Below are 20,025 nucleotides of genomic sequence, written 5' to 3' on the forward strand. Positions count from 1 at the left end.
AAATCTCGCCACAAAGGTGGTTACCAAGGTACGCTGGCGATTATGAGCCAATACCAACCCCCAATCGCAGACATTTCCTTCGCACTTGAGCATGTTGTGGAATACCAGGACATCGCCAAGTTGCCAGGTTTCGAACACGCAGACCTCGAAACGGTGACAGAGCTCCTTGAACAGTGCGGTGAGTTTATGTCGGAGGCTGTGGCCCCGACGAATCGCACGGGTGACATCCAGGGCTCCACACTCCAATCAGATGGCACTGTGGCCACCCCTGACGGTTTCAAAGAGTTGTACCAGCAGTACGTGGATGCTGGTTGGGGGTCCGTGCCCCTACCGGAGGAGTTTGGCGGTGGTGGCTTCCCTCGCACTGTAGGGCTGGTCATCCAGGAACTCATGACAAGCGCCAACATGGGCTTTTCTCTCTGCCCATTGCTGACACAGGGGGCCATTGAGGCGCTCCTGCACTATGGCGACGATGAACTTAAGCAGCGCTACCTTCCCAAAATGGTAAGCGGTGAATGGACGGGAACCATGAACCTCACCGAGCCGCAGGCAGGCTCGGATGTGGGTGCACTGACCACCCGTGCGGTGAGGAATGCGGACGGCAGCTACGCCATAACGGGTCAGAAAATTTTCATTACTTATGGCGATCACGACATGGCTGAACAAATTGTTCATCTGGTTCTGGCACGAACCCCGGATGCCCCGGCCGGCACCCGCGGAATCTCCTGCTTTATAGTGCCGAAGTTCCTTGTTAATGAGGATGGCTCCCTAGGGGAACGCAACACTGTAGAAACACTCTCCCTTGAACACAAAATGGGTATCCACGCCTCTCCCACCTGCGTACTCTCCTATGAGAATGCCACCGGTTACCTGATCGGTGAGGAAAACAAGGGTATGCGGATCATGTTCGTCATGATGAACAGCGCACGGCTCGGTGTTGGTGTGCAGGGACTGGCCGTGGCCGAACGCGCGTACCAGCAGTCGCTCACCTACGCCCAAGATAGGCAGCAGGGCCAGGCCATCGGTGTTACCACGGGCAGCTCACCCATCATCGAGTTTCCGGACGTGCGCCGCATGCTGATGACACAGCGTGCCTCCATTGCCGGCTTGCGCTACCTCACCTTGCTCGACGCCACCTACGTTGACCGCAGCACCAACGATCCAGACCCGGCCGTCAGGGCTCGTGCCGATGAAATTGTTGGCCTCCTTACTCCGATTTGCAAGTCTTTCGGAACGGACCTTGGCAATGAACTCACGTCTTTGGCGCTCCAGATTCAGGGCGGCATGGGGTTCATAGAGGAGACAGGAGCAGCTCAGCATGTACGCGACGTACGTATTGCTGCGATTTACGAAGGTACCAACGGGATACAGGCTGCAGACCTTGTGGGTCGCAAGCTTGGAATCCGTGGCGGCGCCTCGATCCTGGAGTTCCTGTCCACAATGCGGGAGATCGACATGGATCTTGCGGGGGCCGGAACCGACTTCTCTACGATTCGTGCGGAACTTGCCAAACAGTTCGATGCGCTTGAAAAAGCTACTCACTGGATGCTAAAGACAGGCCAGAGCGATCCCAACGCGGTACTTTCGGGCTCAACTCCGTACCTGCGCATGTGGGGGCTCTGCACCTCCGCATGGATGCTGGCCCGAGCTGCCGTGGCCGCCGCAGGAACAGGTGACACGGCCCTGGCACAGAGCCAGCTGGTACTGGCCCGTTTCCATGCGGAACAGCTACTCCCCCAATGCGGTAGCTTACTGGGTGCTGCCACCGCCGGTTCTGCAGACTTGTTCGCACTGGATGCACGTCAACTCTCGGGCTCAGCCCGAAAGTAGAAAAGCCAGCATTTACAAGTGCGGCAAAAGTGCCCGGCTCCTATCCCCATCGTGGATCGGGAGCCGGGCATTGTTATCTCAATTCGCCGTGGACTTAGGTGCTACCAGCCAGTCGGTTTGCGGCACCAAAAAACCCGCTGTCCTCTAGTTTGAAACCAGAGAACAGCGGGTTTGTTGTGGTCGGGCTGACAAGATTTGAACTTGCGACCCCTTGACCCCCAGTCAAGTGCGCTACCAAGCTGCGCTACAGCCCGAAAGTTCAGCATCCAGAAGGTATCTCCCGTGGCTGAACCACCTGAAGAAGCTTACCTCATATTTACCCGAGACAGGACCAAAACAGGTTGAACTGTGAGTCAGCTTACTTCTTCCGGCTCCGTTTTTCACGTACTCGCATGGCCACTTCGATGGGTGTTCCTTCGAAGCCGAAGGTTTCACGCAGGCGGCGAGTAATGAAGCGGCGGTATCCGGGGTCAAGGAAGCCTGTGGTGAACAGGACGAACTTCGGCGGTCGGCTCGATGCCTGAGTGCCGAACAAAATACGTGGCTGCTTGCCGCCCCGCACGGGGTGCGGGTGTTCCGAAACCAATTCCCCCAGGAAAGCATTGAGGCGACCTGTGGGGATGCGCCGATCCCAGTTCTCCAGTGCTATGTCCAGGGCGGGAACCAATTTGTCCTTGTGCCAACCAGTTTTAGCTGAAATGTTCACCCGCGGTGCCCATTCGACGTGGGCAAGATCCTGATCGATTTCACGTTCTAGGTACTTGCGGCGTTCATCGTCCATCAAGTCCCACTTATTGAACGCCAACACCAGTGCACGCCCTGACTCAATAACCAACTGCAGGATGCGCACATCCTGCTCACTGAGTACCTCATCCACCGCCATCAGCACTACAGCAACTTCCGCCTTTTCCAAGGCAGTCTGGGTACGTAGCGACGCGTAGAAGTCGGCACCCTGGGCCATGTGCACGCGGCGACGTATTCCTGCTGTGTCCACGAAGCGCCAGGTGCGATCGCCAAGCTCAATGAGCTCATCTACCGGATCGCGGGTGGTGCCTGCAACGTTATCAACTACCACGCGCTCCGTGCCTGCGAGCTTGTTCAGCAGTGAAGACTTTCCCACGTTGGGCCGTCCCAGCAAAGCGATGCGGCGGGGCCCTCCCGTGCGTTCGATGCCGTCAACTGCGGAAAACTCCGGCAGAACCTCCATGACCCGATCAAGCATGTCCGCCACACCACGGCCATGGACGGCGGAAACGGGGTGCGGTTCCCCCAGCCCCAACCCCCACAGAGTTGCGGCATCGGCTTCCTGGACGAGGTCATCAATTTTATTACCTACAAGGATGACAGGCTTCTTGGACTTGCGCAGCATGCGCACAATAGCCTCATCGGAGGCAGTAATTCCTACTATCGCATCCACTACCAGGAGTACTGCATCAGCCATCTCCACAGCCAGTTCGGCCTGCTCAGCAACGCGCAAATCCAGTCCACGCGCATCGCGCTCCCAGCCACCGGTATCAACCACGGTGAAATTGCGTCCAAGCCAGTCGGCTGTGTACTGGACCCGGTCGCGGGTTACTCCGGGGGTGTCCTCGACAACCGCTTCACGGCGGCCCAGGATACGGTTGACAAGTGTTGACTTGCCCACGTTGGGACGGCCAACAATGGCAAGTATCGGATCCTGACGCAGCGCATCAAAGTCGTCGCCTTCGTCGAACCCACCCGAAAGCAGTGCCGCATCTTCGTCGTCGAGCTCGTAGTTGGCAAGGCCTGCAAGGAGCCCTGCCGCGCGGGCATCGGCGTCCTCGTCAGAGATCGCCGCCAGCCTCTCAGCTATCTGGTCAGTACCCGTGGGTACGTAGTCCTGGTGACCAACCTCGCCGTCACCGGCGGGTGTGGTTGACTTGGAGTCGCTCATGGTTACTGTCCTTTATGCTTTGAAGATAGGTGATCGTCCGCAGGCAAATCCTGCCCCGTTACGGCTTGTGCGGCGGCTATGTGTGTCGCCAGCCGCAGGCGGATTTGTTCGGTTGCTCTGTCCATTGAAACACGGCCGGAAACTCCCGGCTCACCCGTGATTGACAATGGTTCCCCAAACACCACATAGAGCCTACGCCGCGGTGCTGGAATTTTATCGAGATGTTCCCCCGTATACCGGGTTCCCAGAATAGCTACCGGGACGACGACGGCACTTGAGTTAAGTGCCAGCCACGCTACCCCACCGCTCATGGCAGAGGCATCTCCGCTGCCCCTGGTACCTTCTGGCAGGATTCCAACGCAGTCTCCGCGGTCCAGGACCGCTTTAGCGCATTGTAGGGCTGTACGGTCTCCACCCCGGTTGACTGGGATCTGTCCGGAGGCGTGCAAAATCCAACCGAGAAGTCCTTTAAACATGTTATGGCGAACCAAAACATGCATGTACCTGCTGCTAGCGCCAACCAGCACCGGGCCATCAAGGTAGCTGAGGTGATTTGCAGCAAACACGACAGCGCCCTCGCAAGGAATGTTAGCCCGCCCCAAGACTGTTGTCCTGTACACGGCGTGGTCAATCACACGCCCCAGAGGCCGGCTCCAGCGCGTTTTCCACCGCGGAGGTGGAACAGTAATCATCGCCAACGGTTTTTCTTTTGTGTTCATGCAGGCGGATCTGCATTGATTGCTTGGCGGATCACGGCAATGACGGCCTCCACAGTTTGCACAAAATCCAGTTCCGAAGAGTCAACTGTATAAACTCCGTCGGCAGCACGCCGGAAGTCTACGACGCTCGAGTCCTTGGCATCGCGGGCAAGCACCTGCTCGGCAAGCTGTTCGGCAGTCTGCGTCCCACCCAGTTGCAGGCCTCGTCGACGCAGACGGGCTTCCTCGCTGGCTGTCAGGATCAGGCGTGCCTCGGCTCCGGGGGCAACAACAGTGGTGATGTCCCGTCCTTCAACCACAATGCGGTGGTTGTACTCGGCAATGATGGCCTGCTGGCGACGCACCAGCTCGGCGCGTGCACCTAGATTAGTTGCCACTGTGCTGACGGAGGCGGAAATTTCCGGCTCACGGATGGCCGTTGTGACATTCACGCCGTTGACCCTGACAAATTCAGACTCTGGTTCCATGCTCTGTTCAAGCTTGATGGTCCGCGCCGCGGCCTCAACCATGGCCGCGTTATTCAGGTCAAAACCGGCGTTGAGGCAGTGCCAGGTCAAACCGCGGTACATGGCCCCGGTGTCCAAAAATGCCAGACCAAGCCGCTTGGCAACGGCCTTGCTCACACTTGACTTCCCTGATCCGGAGGGTCCGTCCACGGCAACCACGAAGGATTTGCCTTGGCGCAACTGAGCATCCACCGGCTCTGCACCCTGTGCAGCCTCTTCAAACTTGTTCATTGCATTACCTTCCAACCGCGTACAGTCAATTCATCAACCAGCAGTACCCGCCGTGAGGGCAGCACTGAAAGTTCAACCATGCCAACCTGATGCCCTGCCGAGTGGTCAAGGCGCAGATCCTCGACGTTGACGCCAATCTCACCGATCTCGGTCAGCAACTTTGCGATCTGCCCGGGCTTGTCGTTAACAAGCACTGTCAACCACGAGTACTGCAAAGCAGGACCACCATGTTTACCGGGAATCCGGCTTTGCCCGGCGTTCCCTTCAGCCATGAGCTGTGCCAGGTCCAACCGTGCCCCGGGAGCCGTGGGCGCACTGAGCGTTTTGATCAAACGGTCCAGGTCCGTCCGGACCCCTTCCATGATTTCAAGCAGCTTCGGAGCGTTGGCGCCTAGAATCTGCACCCACAAGGAGGGATCGCTGGCAGCAATCCGGGTCACGTCGCGCAAGCCGTTGCCAGAAAGTGACAAAGCGTGCGACGGCGTTTCCTGGAGTCTGCTTGCTACCAGGGAGGACATGATCTGAGGCAAATGCGAAACAAGTGCCACAGCCCCATCGTGCTCATCCGGAGTAAACGCGAACACGACAGCGTCAAGTTCCAGCGCCAATGAATGCGCCACCTTCACGGCATGCGCGCTGCTTGACTCTGCGGGGCATAGCACCCAAGGCATCGAATTGAACAGTTCCGCGCGCGCAGCAACGGGGCCTGAGCGTTCCCGTCCAGCCATAGGGTGGGTGCCCACATAACGCTCCAAAGACTTGCTCTCCAGTGTTTCAAGACACTGAAGTTGCGCCAGGACCGAACCCTTGACACTTGCTATATCCACCACGACGGCGCGGGGGTAGGTGGTGAGCGCGGCAGCCACTACCGAAGCCGTAACATCCGGCGGTGCAGCGACCACTACTAGCTCAGGGTTCAGTTCAGCTGCGGCGTCAAAGGCGCAGCCGGCACCAATGTCCACAGCCACTGCCTGGGCCGAGGGGGAGGGATCGTAAAGAACAACCTCGATACCACGGGCCCGCAGCCCAAGACCAATGCTGGCTCCCAGCAGCCCGCTGCCAAGAATCAGCACTGGACCTCTCAAGTGCGACGGATTCATTCGCTGCTTACATCCCTACGTCTGCCAGCAGGTAACCAACCTCGTGACGGCCCAGGACGCGAACACTGCCCTGGCGCTGATCGCCCAGAGCGATGGGTCCAAACTTTACGCGGACAAGACGCTCAACCGGGTAGCCCACAGCATCAAACATGCGGCGCACAATACGGTTCTTTCCTGAGTGCAAAACAACTTCTGCCAGCACGTGCCCCGGAGTCGAGTCCACCAAGCGGAAGGAGTCAACCCGCTGCCAGCCGTCCTCAAGCTCAACGCCATCCTTGAGCTGGGCACCAATTCCATGTGCCATCGGACCGCGAACCTGCACCAAATAGGTTTTAGGAATTTCGTATTTGGGGTGGCTCAAGCGGTTGGAAAGCTCGCCGTCGTTCGTTAAGATCAGCAAGCCCTCAGTGCTAGTGTCCAAACGACCCACGTGGAAAAGACGCTCCCGAGTCTGGCGCTTCTTCAAGAAGTCCGTAATGCACGGACGCCCTTCAGGATCATCCATGGTGGAAACAACACCCTTGGGCTTGTTGAACACCATGTAGACCATTTGTTCGTTGGTCTGAATGGTCATGCCATCAACTGCTATGTCAGTTGTTTCCGGATCCACGCGCAAACCAAGCTGTGTAACGGTGACGCCGTCAACCTGAACGCGTCCTTCAAGGATCATGTCCTCGCACAAACGGCGGGATGCTACGCCAGCCATGGCCATCACCTTTTGCAGGCGAATGCCTTCGGCATTGTGCATGTCGATGTCGTCAGTGGTGCGTGTTGGGCGGCGGTTCTGCTCAGTGGGCCGGTTCTTGGACGGGCTGACGGTGCGGCCGTACTGCTCATTCTTAAACGGACGGGCACCGCTCTGGGTGGGCTTGCGTGCGGCCGGCTTCGGTCCACGAGACTTGGCGGAGCTGTCCTTGGGCCCACCGGTTTTGTAACCGGCTGCCCTAGCCGCGCCCGGCTTGATGTAGCCATCGTTGGACTCCGACCGGTTGCTCCCGGTCTTGGGTGCGCCAAATTTGCTGCCACCAGATCTGGGTGCACCAAACTTGCTACCGCCGGCTTTAAAACCACCGGACTTGGGTGCGCCAGAACGGGGTTTGCCGCCACGCGGCTGGTTCTGCCCGGAAGAACTTCCGGAGCGAGGTGTCGGTGTCATTGGTGTGTCCTTAAAATACTAAATGTTGTGGTCGTGCTAAAAATGTGAATCATCAAAATCTTGGAGGTTTTCCAGACCGGGCAGGTGAGGTGCAATTTGCGGCAACTCATCAACGCTGCCCATCCCCAGCCGTTCTAAAAAGTACGCTGTGGTGCGGTACAGGAATGCGCCAGACACCGGATCGGTGCCCACTTCCTCAATCAGTCCGCGCTGCGCAAGCGTCCTCACCACCGAATCCACGTTGACTCCGCGAATAGCGGAAACACGAGCTCGTGAGACCGGCTGACGGTAGGCAATCACCGCCAAGGTTTCCAAGGCCGCTTGCGTGAGCCGGGCCGTCTGGCCGTCCACAACAAACTTCGACACGATCTCGGCGTAAGCAGCCCGTGAATAAACACGCCATCCCCCGGCTAGTTGCCGGAGTTCAAAGCCGCGGACCGGTAAGGTGCCACCCTTTCTAGTATAACCGTCGTATTCCCTTGCCAGTTCGTGTAATAGATCACGTACCGTTGCTGTGGGTAAACCCACTACGGCTGCTAACGCTTCTTCGGAGACAGGCTCATCAACAACCATCAAAACAGCCTCAAGGGCAGCTTTGACACCGTCTGGAGATTCCAGCAGTTCCGGCATAGTCAAGCCAGGGAACTGCTGGTCATTTTCCTCCGTCATCCACATCCCTGCTCTCCTGATCGAAGTCGCTTGCCGTACTGTCCACGATGGCTGTTCCCGCACACCATTGCACCAATAGTTCGCCTAGAGGGCGGGGCTGATCGAAGGCCACCATTTGGTCCCTGAACAGTTCTAGCAGGGCCAGGAATCGGGCAACAACAACCATGGATGATTCTGCGTCAGCACTGAGGGTGGCAAAGGACAGCGGCGTTCCGGTCCAGACCGGGACGCTGGCAATCATGCCCTTGGGCCGTCCTGCTGTGAGCTTGGCCGTGATGATGGCGGCTTGTTCCCTAACACTGACGGCCTGGACATGCAGATGTGAAAGTTCCACGTCCGTGCGTGGTGCAGCTCTGGCTTCCAACGCTTTGGCGGCAAGTTCGGCGAATTGCTCAGGAGTGTGGCGCCACACCAATTCGGGCAGGAGGGCGGCAAATTGCGGTTCAAGGCCCACTTGGCGGGGAAAGCGTTGTGCTTCTCGTTGGAGCTCCGCACCCATGAGGATGGCAACTTCCTTGAAGGCCTTGTACTGCAAAAGACGGGCGAACAACAGGTCGCGGGCCTCCAAAAGGGCCAAGTCTTCGTCATTCTCCACCTCGCCGGCAGGCAACAGCCGGGCAGCCTTGAGGTCCAAAAGTGTTGCGGCTAAGACCAGGAACTCGCTGGCCTCATCCAGAGCCCATTCCTGCCCCAATTCCGCCAGCGACTTCAAGTAACTGATGAACTCATCGGTGACAGTGGCAATAGCAACATCTGTGATATCCATTTCGTGCTTGGAAATGAGCCCCAAGAGCAGGTCAAAAGGCCCGGTGAAGTTCTCTAATCGAACTTCAAAACCCTTGCTGCCAGTCTGCACTGCAGCCGACTGCTCCTTGGCCAGCTGTGTGCTGGCACGCTGTTCATTCATCGGTGCTGCCTCTACCGCGATCCCCGCGGTTTGTGTTGGTGACATCAAATTAGGGCGAGCCGCCTCGTGCTATCAGTTCTTTGGCAAGCCGCCTATAGGACTCGGCACCTTGGTGGTTCGCTGCAAAAGTAGTTATTGGTTCGGCGGCAACGGATGCATCCGCGAACTTAATGGTCCGTTTAATCACGGTTTCAAAGACTTTATCGCCAAACGCCTCTACAAGACGTGCCAGCACTTCCCGCCCATGCAATGTGCGGGAGTCATACATAGTAGCCAACACGCCGTCCACCTGTAGACCGGGGTTGAGACGGTCCTGGACTTTGTCAATGGTCTCCACCAGAAGAGCCACAGCACGCAGGGCAAAAAATTCGCAGATGAGCGGGATGATCACGCCGTGGGCAGCCGTCAGCGCATTGACGGTGAGCAACCCCAAGGAGGGCTGGCAATCAATGAGGACAACGTCATAGTCATCTTCAACCTTGCGCAACGCGCTGGCTAGGACCTGCTCGCGCGCAACCTCATTGACAAGTTGAACTTCAGCCGCTGAGAGGTCAATATTGGCGGGAAGAATGTCAATGTTCTCGATCTCCGTATGGAGAATAGCGTCACGAATATCAACTTTTCGGTCCATCAGCACGTTATATACGGTGATGTCGAGTTCGTGAGGGTTTGTTCCCAAACCGGCGGACAACGCGCCCTGGGGATCGAAGTCCACCAATAGTACTTTGCGCCCGGCTTCGGCCAAGGCAGCACCTAAATTAATGGTCGAAGTAGTTTTGCCGACCCCGCCCTTTTGATTGACCATGGCAATAACGCGTGCCGGGCCATGGGAAGACAGTACTGGCGGCTCTGGGAATTCCGTTAGGGGCCGACCCGTAGGGCCCATTACATCTTCGCCGGCAAGTGCCGTTGCACCCTGCTCGTTGCTCACCTGTCAGTCCACACTTTCGCCGCTAATTAATCCACCACTGCCAGTGACTACGTTACCGGTTTCTGCGGGCATGTTTAGGACATTTACCCTTGATAGCTTTTGAGCCTTGACCCTCAGGTTGAGGATGAATGTTTCGCTCAGGGCCCCAAGAAGCCCATCAGAGAGCCAAAATCTTTCCATCCCGAACCCTATATTCTCCCTTGACATGCCAAGGAAGTCAGTGCCGTTCACCGTGATCAACTGCTGTTTGGTGCGCTCGCGCGCCTATACTTCCAAGTGATGACCAAAGCTACCAGCCCTTCCCACCGTAATCCCCCACAGCCCAAAGATTCTACGGATCCCAAGAGTCCTACAGACCCCAAGGGTCCCAACGGCAAGGGTCGCAAAGATATTGTCCGCGCCGAGAAGTTGCAGGCCGGTTACAGCGGTAAGGCTGTCTGTGGGGTTGTCAGCTTCAGTGTGCATTCGGCCCAAGCTCTGGCCTTGGTTGGTCCCAACGGGGCCGGTAAATCAACTGTTGTGAAAACAGTGGTGGGTCAGCTTCCGGCTGTCTCTGGAACAACCATGATCAACGGTGCCGCAGTGGATGACAGGACCCTGGACTTCCGCCGCGAAGTTGCCGTGGTTTTTGACGACGATGCTTTCTTCCCCGCGTTGACAGTTGAGGAGCACCTGGCGATCGTTGCGGCCGGGCATGGGGTCGAAGACGTCGAAGAGGTCATTGCCACCGAGCTTGAATTCTTTGGATTGGCCGCCCAAGCGAAGTCAAGACCCTACAATTTATCCTCCGGACAGCGCCGGAGAATGCTCCTCGCGTCCGCGTTTGTGCGCCCACGCTCCTTGCTGGTCCTTGATGAACCCGAACAACGTCTGGACACGTCAATGCGGCACAGGCTGGCCACCCGCCTGCGAGCAGAAGTAGACGCCGGACTGGCTCTGCTCGTTGTCACCCACGACCCCGCCTTTCTATCCACCGTGGCCACTAAGGCTTTGTTCATTGCAGATACGATTCACACGATGACCCCAGCCCAAGCCGCGGTGGCCATTGCCTCCGAGAACCCCCACACGGACTAACGCCATGGCCTTGCAAACACGCGAGCGTTTTAGCGCCAAAGATATTCGCCAATACACCTTCCGTGCTGGCCTGAGCCGCACTGAAGGCGGGCTCATGGAACTCATTTCGGAGGTCTACACTTCCATTCTCGGCGGCTTAACCCTGCTAACAATGGCTGGGGCAATTATTGTGGCCCTGCGTCATAGCTTGGGCGTGGGGGATGAATCGGCGCTGCTGGCCTCAGCAGTGGCCCCAGGCTTCCACTCGGTAACGCTGCTCCAAGCCAGCGCCACAGTCTTACTGACATTGGCGGCAGGACTGTTGGCCCTTGAAATGACGATGGGCCCGATCGCCATGGCACTGCCCCAAACTGCGTGGTGGCTGGGGCTGCCGGTGCGCCGGCGAGGCTTCATCCAGCCAGGCTTTTTGAAATCGATGATCTTGCCAAGCGTGGCCGCTCTGATCATAGTTTTGCCGTTGGCTCTCGGCATGTCCAAGAACCCCACTCCTGGCTCGATTGCCTTGGCCTCGCTCTGTGGGGCTGGGCTGGCCTGGCTGCTCTATGGTCTGGCCTCTTGGTGCCAGATCACCAATTCGGGGGCATGGCTAAAAAACATCATGGGCGCTATCACTGTCATTGCCCCCCTGACACTTGTTGCCACGGCGCTTTACAACAATGTTGCCGGAACGGGAGCCATTACCGGGGCCCAAACGGCATGGATGAAGTACCTTCCCACCAGTTGGCCCTTATTGGTGGCCGACGGTGCACGCTGGCCATTGTTGGTGGTGCTGGTCCTGGCATTGGGGCTGCTAACAATTGTCTACCTCAATCTTGAACGCATCACCACAGGCCAGCTCAAGGCCAGCGCCGCGGCCGGGGCTTACGCGGCCAGCTCTTTGTTGTCCATGGATGCAACGGAGTTATCCAGATCGTTGAGCGCCGGACCGTCTACAGGCAAAAGCAAAGTGCGGCTGAAACTGATTTTCAAGGGTGGCACGCTCACTTCACGAAGTGTGAAAACACTGATCAGCACCCACGCCACCATGGCTCTTCGATCCCCCACGGTTCTTCTACGGGTCCTGGTACTGGCTGCAATTCCTGCTTCCCTGGCATCGGTAGAGTTCCTGGGCAATGCAGTATTGATTGCTGTGGCACTTTATTTGTGCGCGCATTTTTCCGCTATGGCGCTAGGGTCAACGGCACGCTTCTCGGCAGGGAACCCGGCCGTGGACATGCTGATGCCGCTGCCTGCCAAGACCGTGCGCCTGGTGCACTATGTTCTTCCAGCAGCCGTAATGACTCTGTGGGCGCCAGTCGCTTTCTCACTGTTGCTGGCATTGGGCGTGGGTTCACCGGCACTGCTGGCGTTGGTAGTGTTTGCCGGCCCTGGTCTGGGTGCAGCCACCTTACGTGCAGGGTTCAGGCCGGCGCCCGATTGGAATATGCCTCCTGTGGCGGCTCCCATGGGGCCCATTCCCACCGGAGCCATTAAATCATTTTTGATTGGACCGGACTTAACCTTGATTGTGCTCCTGCCGGTGCTGATCTGTCTGATCTCTGGCGGGGTGCCACTTGTAGCATTCCCCGCTCAGTTGACACTGACCTGGCTGGCGTTCTTGTGGGGCACTCACATCCGCAAACCAAAATCGGCAAAAGACGGCGGCCTCTTCGGCATGCCAGCTGTCCCCGTCCCCAAGTAGCCCCACCGGCTCTGCCCGTATTCCGGAGCCGCCACCGCAACCACGTCAATGGATAAAGCAGGTGGCCACCCCACAACGGTGGCCACCTGCTTTATTTTCGAGTTCTAGACGTACTCGATCTAGACGTATGCGATCTAGACGTATGCGATCTAGACGTATGCCGGGACCGGCTTCTTCGCATCTGTTGGCCGGGCAGGAACGTCGTTGCCGGAGTCGTTCCCGTCAATGCCGGCGGAGGGCTGGGAGTCATGTTCGTCGTCGTCCATTGACAGCTCATCAAAGGGGTCACGGCCGGCGAGTACCGCCCGGGCCTTATCCATGTCCAACTCATGCGTCCATTTGCCAATGAGCAAGGTGGCTACGGCGTTACCGGTGAAGTTGGTGAGGGCACGGCATTCGGACATGAACTTATCAATGCCCACAATCACGCCCATGCCGTCGAGCAGGATCGGCTTGTGTGCGGCCAAACCGGCGGCAAGAGTGGCCAGCCCGGCACCAGTGACACCGGCAGCACCCTTTGAAGCGATGACCATGAACACCAGCAAACCGATCTGTTCGCCAAGATTCATAGGCATGTCCATGGCGGTGGAGATGAACAGGGCGCTCATTGTCAGGTAAATGGCTGTGCCGTCGAGGTTGAAGGAGTAACCGGTGGGGACGGTGATGCCCACAACCGGCTTGGAAACTCCTGCGTGCTCCATCTTTGCCATCAGGCGCGGCAGGGCAGATTCGGAGGAGGATGTGGCAAAAATCAAGAGGTATTCGCGAGCCAGGTAGCGCATCAAAGCAAAGATGTTCAGGCCCGTGACAAGACGCAGAATAGAGCCCAGGATAACCACAATGAAAAGCGCGCAGGTTAGGTAGAACGCACCCATCAGGATGGCCATGGAGCCGATAGCAGCCCATCCTGTGGCGCCCACAACGGCGGCAATGGCGCCAAAAGCGCCTACCGGGGCCAGCCACATAATCATCATCATCAGTTTAAAGACAACTTTTTGTAGTTGCTTCACGGCGTTGAGAACGGGCTCCCCTGATTTGCCCATGGACTGCAGCGCGAACCCAACCATCAAAGCAAGCACCAGAGTAGGCAGCACCGGGATATCGCCAGGAATCATTTCCATGAGGAACTTCACTGTGGAGTTTTCTTGAGCTCCCGCAGCGGCACTGTACGGTTGCAGCTTTAGACCGGCGCCAGGGTGGATGATGTTGCCCACCAGCAGACCGATTGCCAAAGCAACTGTGGACATGATCATGAAGTACAGCAGCGCCAGGCCACCTACTTTGCCTACTGTGGTTGCCTTGGCGATGGAGCCAACGCCTATCACCAAGGTGCAGAAAATAATGGGGGCAATAACCATCTTGATCAAGGCGATAAACATTGTGCCGAGCGGTTTGAGCGCTTTCCCAAGTTCAGGGGCCATCAATCCGATCGCCGTGCCCACTACCACCGCTGCAATGACTGCGATGTACAGCCAATGGGTCTTATCCATCCTGCGTCGTTTCGTTTTGACCGTAGCGGCGGTCCCTCTTCTTTGAGAGCTCATGGTGACTCCTTGTGGTTCTGGTGATTAGCATTGGTGGGTGTCGCGTGCGATCCCTCTCACATAAGATTGCCCGTCAGAGTGACTTATCTCACTGTTGTGTTCATATTGGTCGTACGAAAGGTGCCCACGTTGGTCCGGTTCTGGCGAGGATGGAGCATTGCCCGCAGATTGTTCGCAGCCAATCTGCTGTTTGTCGTGCTCCTGACGGGCTGCTTAGCCGCCCTTTGGGTGTCCGACGCCGGCTCCCGAACCTATGAGCAGACCAGCCAACGCATGCTTTCGGTCGCCACGACTATTGCCGATTCACCGCTGGTTGTTGCGGCAGCTTCGGAGCCCGATCCGACATCCGTACTCCAGCCGTATGCCAAAGCAGTCATGCGCGATGCAGGGGTTGACTTCATCACCATCATGGACCCGGATGGTATCCGGTGGACCCACCCCGACCCGGGCCAGATCAACAAACCATATGTAGGTTCCATGACTCAAGCGCAGTCAGGAGCTACTTATTCCGAGACCACAACAGGCACCCTTGGCCCGTCAGTGCGGGTTGTTGTTCCCATCAAGGACGCCTCCGGAGACGTGACGGGCATGGTGGCCGCCGGGGTGACTGTTAGCAATGTGCAGGTACTCGTAGCCGCTAGGCTCCCGGCAGTGTTGGGGCTTGCCGCAGCCCTGCTACTGGCCGGGTCATTGGCGGCTTGGGCCCTGGGCAGGTACCTCAAACGTGTGACTCTGGGCTGGGGCCCGGAGGAACTAGGACAGTTGTTTGCCTACTACGAATCTGTGCTGCATTCCGTCCGTGAGGGCCTGATCCTTGTGGATACGCGCGGATCCATGGTTTTGTACAACGATCACGCCGCGCTGCTGTTGGGCATCGATCCGCCCGGTCCCACGGTGGCGTCTGTTTCCACGCGCACCCCAAGACGGGCGACGTCGCAGAGCCCCCTTAGCCGTGCGCGTGTTTCTCCCCCGCCACGCCCCGGCCTCGCTTCGCTGGGTCTGCCCGCTTCACTGCGGGAATTACTACAAAGCGGGCGCATCGCCACGGACGAGGTTCACCTCGCCGCGGACCGCTTGCTGGTTGTGAGCCAACGTCCTGCACAGACACCGGGAAATCCGGCTCCGGCCGGCACGGTTGCCACCTTGCGCGACCACACGGAGCTGACAGCCTTGGCAGGCAGTCTCAGCAGCACCCAAACGTTGGTTGAGGCGTTGCGCTCTCAAACACACGAGCACGCCAACCGTTTACATGCCATCATTTCCTTGATCGAACTTGACCGCACGCGGGAAGCCCTTGACTTCGCTACGGCAGAACATTCCGAGAGTGTGCTGCTCGGTGGCGAGTTTGTCAGCAGCGTGACTGAACCGTTCCTAGCCGCCCTTCTGCTGGGCAAACGTGCCCAAGCCGATGAACGTGGGGTCATCCTAGAACTCACAGCATCCGGCACACTTCCAACAAATACTTTAGATACTCGCGAACTTGTAACTTTGTTGGGCAATTTAGTGGACAACGCCATTGAAGCCGCTGCGTCAGCGTCCCTGCACATAGAATCCCCCGGCAAGGAATCCACCGGCATAGAATCCCCTACCAACGAATCGCCACAGCCCACCGTCTGGGTGGACCTCCTCGTTGCCGACGGAGCCTTGACACTCACCGTGGCGGACAACGGTCAGGGCTTGCCCACCACTGATCTGGATGTGCTGGGCCGGATTGGCACCACCGGCAAAACCTCCGTGGCACCTGGTGGCCGCGGCTATGGCATTGCCTTGATCCGCCGAGCCACCGCAGCGCTAGGCGGCACCATCACTGGCGAGAACGACGGCGGCGCTGTCATGACCGCCGTCGTGCCCCTAGCGGGACTGCCGCTGGGACCACACCCGCAAGGTTCACGCCCCGCCGGCACCCTCCCCCTAGGCCCAACTCCAGAAGTTAGGAATCCATCATGAGCGCTCCCGAGCCCATCCGGGTGCTCGTCGTGGATGACGAACCCATTGCATTGGCGGCCCACGCAGAATATGTCCGTCGACTAGAAGGCTTTGAGGTGGTGGCTGAGGCCCACGGAATGGGGGCTGCCCTGGCTGTGCTGAACGATCCCAATATCGCATCCATTCAGCTCATTCTTTTGGACATGAATCTGACAGACGGACATGGACTGGATTTGTTGCGGCGTATCCATGGGCTGGGTCTGATGCCAGATGTAGTGGCAATCACGGCCGTGAGGGACGTTCAAGTGGTGCGTTCGGCCATTGCACTTGGCATCACAGCGTATTTGATCAAACCGTTCACTTTTGCGGCGTTTCGAGAAAAGCTGGACAACTACCGCAATTATCACGACGTGCTCACGGATAGGACCCACACCTCGCAGGACGCCATTGACAGAGCCCTGTCACAGTTGCGTCCAACGGGGAAGCTCCTGCTCCCCAAAGGGATGCTGCCCGAGACACTCAGCGCTGTGGCTGACTGGTTGCGAACGCAGCAAGCTCCCTCCTCAGCCACCGAGGCTGCTGCTTCACTTGTCATGTCCAGAGTCACCGCACGTCGATATCTTGACCACCTGGTGGAGACAGGCTCCGCAACCAAAGCACCTCGACACGGCTCACCTGGTCGACCGGAACTGGAGTACAGCTGGTCCCGCCCCCGTTGACATTGGAGATAACTACACCCCGCCCCCGTTGACATTGGAGATAACTACACCCCGTGACCGGTATCTGGCCTCCGCCCAGATCGATTCCAACGGGCCTGTGGATAACTTCTGAAATATAGTAACAATTGAGTCAAAATTAACTCATGACTTGTGCCCAGCTTTTACCCGAATGGATACAAGGCAGATCTTTCACCGTCAACGAATCCGATGAGTGCGGAATCAATCGACGGCGGACTGCCGGACCGGATCTTCATACTCCCAGCCGTGGCATCAGGGTTCCCTGGGGAGTTGATCAAGACATCGACAGTCGTATTCGGCCTATCCTCTCGGTGACGCCAGGTGGAATCGCAAGCCACTGCACTGCAGCCCTTTTGTGGGGAATTCCTTTGCCTCCGTGGCTTGCAGGTAACTTTGATGTCCATATTTCTCGTGATGCCACAACGAGCCCGCCCTGGAGAATTGGCGTTGCAGGGCACCACACCTGTTTCAAGCCAGGTCAGGTGGTGCATCTCCGAGGAATGGCAGTGACTTCCCCACTGCGCACGTGGCTTGACCTGGCCGTCATGCTCGAACTCGATGATTTGGTGGCAGCTGGTGACTTTCTGGTCTGTGAGCACGATCGCATTTTCGGGCCTAAACGGGTTGCCCTGGTAGCCCTCACCGCCCTCCAAGAGGCCGTCAAGCATGAATCCCGCAGGCGCGGCATAGTGAGGGCTCGCGAGGCCGCTGACCTCATCAAGGTGGGCGTCGACTCTCCACCGGAAACCAGAATCCGTCTTGCCCTCGAGCGAGCAGGGATACCAACGCTGACCCTGAACTTCGTTGTTTTAGACGAAGAGGGAAATGACTCATCATGGCCGGATCTCTGCATCCCTGTGTGGAAGGTTTCCATTGAGTACGACGGCGAGCATCACCTCACAGAGCGACAGCGCAAGATTGATGCGGCCCGGGATCGGTTGCTGACGAGTTTGGGGTGGCGGCAGGTGAGAATCACCAAAGCCATGTTGGATCAAGAAGGCGACAAGGCCGTCGTCGCACTTGTTAAGACGGCACTACGTGCCCAAGGGTGGACGGGTCGTCGCGACACCCGCTGAGCGTCATTATCTCCAATGTCAACGCAAGGGGAGGCGTCATTATCTCCAATGTCAACGAGGAGGGCGATCGCCGGAAAGGACAGGGATCAACGCCTCAATCACGGCAGGATCCTCAATAGTTGAGGGCACTGTGTAATCGTCACCATCAGCAATTTGACGCATGGTTTTACGCAGAATCTTCCCGGAGCGGGTCTTGGGCAGGGCCTCAACCACTGTGGTGGATTTGAAATCCGCCACAGGCCCGATTTCTCTACGCACCAACGCCACGAGTTCTTTCTGCAGATCATCCGCTGTGATGACCACCCCAGACTTCAAAACCACGAAACCCATAGCCTTTTGCCCTTTAAGCGCGTCGGCAACACCAATGACAGCACATTCTGCCACTGCCGGGTGGGTACCGATGACCTGCTCGATGGCGCCGGTGGAAAGCCGATGCCCAGCAACGTTAATAACATCGTCGGTGCGGCCCATGACAAACACATAACCATCGTCATCCTGGTATCCGGAATCGCCGGTGAGATAAAAACCCTCAAACGTATTCAGATAGGAATCTAAAAAACGCTGGTCGTTATTCCAGAGGGTGGTCAATGTGCCCGGGGGCAACGGCAGACCCAACACAATGTTTCCTTCTTCTCCGGAAGCCACCTCCACACCCATGCCATCAACAATGCGTAGGTCAAAGCCGGGCATTGGAAGGGTGGGTGAGCCTGCTTTCAAGGGAAGCGGCTCCAATCCACGCGGATTACCCACGATCGCCCAGCCTGTCTCTGTCTGCCACCAATGATCCACCACCGGCACTCCGAGAACTTTGCCCGCCCAATGATAAGTGTCAGTATCCAGCCGCTCACCGGCGGTAAACAGCGTTTGGAGGCTGCCGATGTTGTAATTCTCCAACAAGGCAGCGTCCGGGTCCATCTTGCGGATGGCACGCAAAGCGGTTGGCGCCGTGAACAACGCCTTCACTTTGTGCTGCTCAATGACACGCCAAAACGCGCCGGCGTCCGGGGTTCCCACGGGCTTGCCTTCATACATCAGCGTGGTGGCCCCGGCCAACAGCGGCCCATACACAATGTAGGAATGCCCCACTACCCAGCCAACGTCCGACGCCGTCCACCAAACATCACCAGGGCCGATGTTGTAATGGTTGGCCATGGTCCATAAAAGTGCGACGGCGTGCCCGCCATTGTCGCGGACCACCCCTTTGGGCGCACCCGTAGTTCCTGAAGTGTAGAGAATGTAGAGAGGGTCCGTCGCCTTGACCGGAACCGGTTCCGCGGGTTCAGCGGCTGCGAGCGCAGTATCCCAGTCCACGATCTTTAGATTCAGGCTTTTGGGGTCAGTGGCGAAGCCATCACGGTGTTTGAGGATTACGGGGAGTTCGGTGACACCTGCCTTAGCCAACGCTTCATGAACGGTGGGCAGATATTCAACGTGACGGTTCGGTTCTAGCCCGCCGGAGGTGGTGACAATAACTTTCGGAGCAGCGTCCCGGATACGCACAGCCAGTTCGCTGGCGGCAAAGCCGCCAAAAACCACCGAGTGAATGGCCCCTAATCGGGCGGTGGCAAGCATGGCAATGGCTGCTTCGGCAATCATGGGCAGATAAATCAGTACCCTGTCCCCCTTGCCTACCCCCTGAGCTCTAAGCACCCCGGCAAAAAGTGCTACTTGTTCCGTCAGCTCTGCGTAGCTATAGCTGTGCTGGCGACCAGTCATCGCTGAATCGTGGATGAGTGCGCTCTGTGCACCGCGCCCGGCGGCAACATGCCTATCCAGAGCGTTGTAGCAGGTGTTCAGTTCAGCGTCAGCGAACCACCGGCCATCGGGAGAATCTGCCTTATTGTGGCCCTGCTGTGGCGGCACCACCCAATCCACGGCTTGTGCCGCTTCGAGCCAGAACTTCTCTGGCTCGGTCATGCTGCGCTGGTATTCATCTCGGTAGCTAACGGCCTGCAATGCCATGGTGGGTCTCCATCCACGTTGATGTGATGTGAGCCATGCTACATGCGTAGGTTGACCCATA

The 20,025-nt window shown here is 57.8% G+C and carries 16 protein-coding genes and 1 tRNA gene; 6 read left to right on the forward strand and 11 right to left on the reverse strand.

Features of this window, described 5'->3' with window-relative positions; genetic code table 11:
- Nucleotides 1–42 precede the first annotated feature (42 nt).
- Nucleotides 43–1,830 (forward strand): acyl-CoA dehydrogenase, encoded by a 1,788-nt coding sequence (locus tag QMG40_RS13585; RefSeq protein WP_283531603.1) that lies wholly within the window; start codon nt 43–45, stop codon nt 1,828–1,830.
- Nucleotides 1,831–2,007: 177 nt separating this feature from the next.
- Here QMG40_RS13585 and QMG40_RS13590 read toward each other — a convergent pair.
- The 9 genes from QMG40_RS13590 to QMG40_RS13630 all read right to left on the reverse strand — a co-directional run bounded on the left by QMG40_RS13590 (nt 2,008) and on the right by QMG40_RS13630 (nt 9,964).
- A tRNA-Pro gene (locus tag QMG40_RS13590) sits at nt 2,008–2,084 on the reverse strand.
- A 104-nt stretch (nt 2,085–2,188) separates the two neighbouring features.
- Complete coding sequence (gene der, locus QMG40_RS13595; protein ID WP_283531605.1) at nt 2,189–3,745, reverse strand: ribosome biogenesis GTPase Der; 1,557 nt, start codon at nt 3,743–3,745, stop codon at nt 2,189–2,191.
- Nucleotides 3,746–3,747: 2 nt separating this feature from the next.
- The gene (locus QMG40_RS13600; RefSeq protein WP_283531677.1) at nt 3,748–4,437 is read right to left on the reverse strand and encodes a lysophospholipid acyltransferase family protein; all 690 of its coding nucleotides are present in this window, start codon (nt 4,435–4,437) and stop codon (nt 3,748–3,750) included.
- A gap of 23 nt (nt 4,438–4,460) precedes the next feature.
- Complete coding sequence (gene cmk / locus QMG40_RS13605) at nt 4,461–5,201, reverse strand: (d)CMP kinase (RefSeq protein WP_283531607.1); 741 nt, start codon at nt 5,199–5,201, stop codon at nt 4,461–4,463.
- Nucleotides 5,198–6,301 (reverse strand): prephenate dehydrogenase, encoded by a 1,104-nt coding sequence (locus QMG40_RS13610; protein ID WP_283531608.1) that lies wholly within the window; start codon nt 6,299–6,301, stop codon nt 5,198–5,200. The genes cmk and QMG40_RS13610 overlap by 4 nt, the downstream gene beginning before the upstream one ends.
- Nucleotides 6,302–6,308: 7 nt before the next feature.
- On the reverse strand, nt 6,309–7,457 hold the full coding sequence (locus QMG40_RS13615) for a pseudouridine synthase (protein ID WP_283531609.1): 1,149 nt from the start codon (nt 7,455–7,457) through the stop codon (nt 6,309–6,311).
- Nucleotides 7,458–7,493: 36 nt separating this feature from the next.
- A complete protein-coding gene (gene scpB / locus QMG40_RS13620; RefSeq protein WP_283531610.1) occupies nt 7,494–8,126 on the reverse strand; it encodes an SMC-Scp complex subunit ScpB in 633 nt (210 codons plus the stop codon).
- Entirely contained in the window at nt 8,110–9,033 is a 924-nt protein-coding gene (locus QMG40_RS13625; protein ID WP_283531611.1) for a segregation and condensation protein A, read from the reverse strand. The genes scpB and QMG40_RS13625 overlap by 17 nt, the downstream gene beginning before the upstream one ends.
- Before the next feature lie 49 nt (nt 9,034–9,082).
- Nucleotides 9,083–9,964 carry a ParA family protein gene (locus tag QMG40_RS13630; protein ID WP_283531612.1) on the reverse strand — a complete coding sequence of 294 codons (882 nt, stop codon included), beginning with the start codon at nt 9,962–9,964 and terminating at the stop codon, nt 9,083–9,085.
- A 279-nt stretch (nt 9,965–10,243) separates the two neighbouring features.
- Here QMG40_RS13630 and QMG40_RS13635 point away from each other — a divergent pair, with 279 nt between their 5' ends.
- Together QMG40_RS13635 and QMG40_RS13640 are read left to right on the forward strand one after the other, a co-directional pair.
- The gene (locus QMG40_RS13635) at nt 10,244–11,038 is read left to right on the forward strand and encodes an ABC transporter ATP-binding protein (RefSeq protein WP_283531613.1); all 795 of its coding nucleotides are present in this window, start codon (nt 10,244–10,246) and stop codon (nt 11,036–11,038) included.
- Nucleotides 11,039–11,042: 4 nt separating this feature from the next.
- On the forward strand, nt 11,043–12,719 hold the full coding sequence (locus QMG40_RS13640) for a DUF6297 family protein (protein WP_283531615.1): 1,677 nt from the start codon (nt 11,043–11,045) through the stop codon (nt 12,717–12,719).
- Between the two features lie 149 nt (nt 12,720–12,868).
- Here QMG40_RS13640 and QMG40_RS13645 read toward each other — a convergent pair whose 3' ends face one another.
- Nucleotides 12,869–14,263, reverse strand: a complete 1,395-nt coding sequence (locus QMG40_RS13645) for a cation:dicarboxylate symporter family transporter (protein WP_283531616.1) — start codon at nt 14,261–14,263, stop codon at nt 12,869–12,871.
- Between the two features lie 129 nt (nt 14,264–14,392).
- Between QMG40_RS13645 and QMG40_RS13650 the strand changes: the two genes are divergently transcribed.
- The 3 genes from QMG40_RS13650 (at nt 14,393) to QMG40_RS13660 (ending at nt 18,002) form a co-directional block, all read left to right on the forward strand.
- Nucleotides 14,393–16,210 (forward strand): sensor histidine kinase, encoded by a 1,818-nt coding sequence (locus tag QMG40_RS13650; RefSeq protein ID WP_459253012.1) that lies wholly within the window; start codon nt 14,393–14,395, stop codon nt 16,208–16,210.
- Complete coding sequence (locus QMG40_RS13655) at nt 16,207–16,908, forward strand: response regulator (RefSeq protein WP_283531617.1); 702 nt, start codon at nt 16,207–16,209, stop codon at nt 16,906–16,908. The genes QMG40_RS13650 and QMG40_RS13655 overlap by 4 nt, the downstream gene beginning before the upstream one ends.
- 524 nt (nt 16,909–17,432) lie before the next feature.
- Nucleotides 17,433–18,002: a DUF559 domain-containing protein gene (locus tag QMG40_RS13660; RefSeq protein WP_283531618.1), complete on the forward strand. Its 570-nt coding sequence runs from the start codon at nt 17,433–17,435 to the stop codon at nt 18,000–18,002.
- A 51-nt stretch (nt 18,003–18,053) separates the two neighbouring features.
- Here QMG40_RS13660 and QMG40_RS13665 read toward each other — a convergent pair whose 3' ends face one another.
- Nucleotides 18,054–19,964: an AMP-binding protein gene (locus QMG40_RS13665; RefSeq protein WP_283531619.1), complete on the reverse strand. Its 1,911-nt coding sequence runs from the start codon at nt 19,962–19,964 to the stop codon at nt 18,054–18,056.
- Nucleotides 19,965–20,025 lie beyond the last annotated feature (61 nt).

Origin of the sequence: Arthrobacter antibioticus, assembly GCF_030063205.1 — a bacterium.
GTDB lineage: Bacteria > Actinomycetota > Actinomycetes > Actinomycetales > Micrococcaceae > Specibacter.

Coding starts and splice junctions, on each gene's coding strand:
- der (WP_283531605.1), bottom strand. CDS start 3,745: ATGAGCGACTCCAAGTCAACCACACCCGCCGGTGACGGCGAGGTTGGT.
- QMG40_RS13625 (WP_283531611.1), bottom strand. CDS start 9,033: ATGAATGAACAGCGTGCCAGCACACAGCTGGCCAAGGAGCAGTCGGCT.
- QMG40_RS13585 (WP_283531603.1), top strand. CDS start 43: ATGAGCCAATACCAACCCCCAATCGCAGACATTTCCTTCGCACTTGAG.
- QMG40_RS13635 (WP_283531613.1), top strand. CDS start 10,244: ATGACCAAAGCTACCAGCCCTTCCCACCGTAATCCCCCACAGCCCAAA.
- QMG40_RS13655 (WP_283531617.1), top strand. CDS start 16,207: ATGAGCGCTCCCGAGCCCATCCGGGTGCTCGTCGTGGATGACGAACCC.
- QMG40_RS13640 (WP_283531615.1), top strand. CDS start 11,043: ATGGCCTTGCAAACACGCGAGCGTTTTAGCGCCAAAGATATTCGCCAA.
- QMG40_RS13615 (WP_283531609.1), bottom strand. CDS start 7,457: ATGACACCGACACCTCGCTCCGGAAGTTCTTCCGGGCAGAACCAGCCG.
- cmk (WP_283531607.1), bottom strand. CDS start 5,201: ATGAACAAGTTTGAAGAGGCTGCACAGGGTGCAGAGCCGGTGGATGCT.
- scpB (WP_283531610.1), bottom strand. CDS start 8,126: ATGACGGAGGAAAATGACCAGCAGTTCCCTGGCTTGACTATGCCGGAA.
- QMG40_RS13665 (WP_283531619.1), bottom strand. CDS start 19,964: ATGGCATTGCAGGCCGTTAGCTACCGAGATGAATACCAGCGCAGCATG.
- QMG40_RS13645 (WP_283531616.1), bottom strand. CDS start 14,263: ATGAGCTCTCAAAGAAGAGGGACCGCCGCTACGGTCAAAACGAAACGA.
- QMG40_RS13610 (WP_283531608.1), bottom strand. CDS start 6,301: ATGAATCCGTCGCACTTGAGAGGTCCAGTGCTGATTCTTGGCAGCGGG.
- QMG40_RS13600 (WP_283531677.1), bottom strand. CDS start 4,437: ATGATTACTGTTCCACCTCCGCGGTGGAAAACGCGCTGGAGCCGGCCT.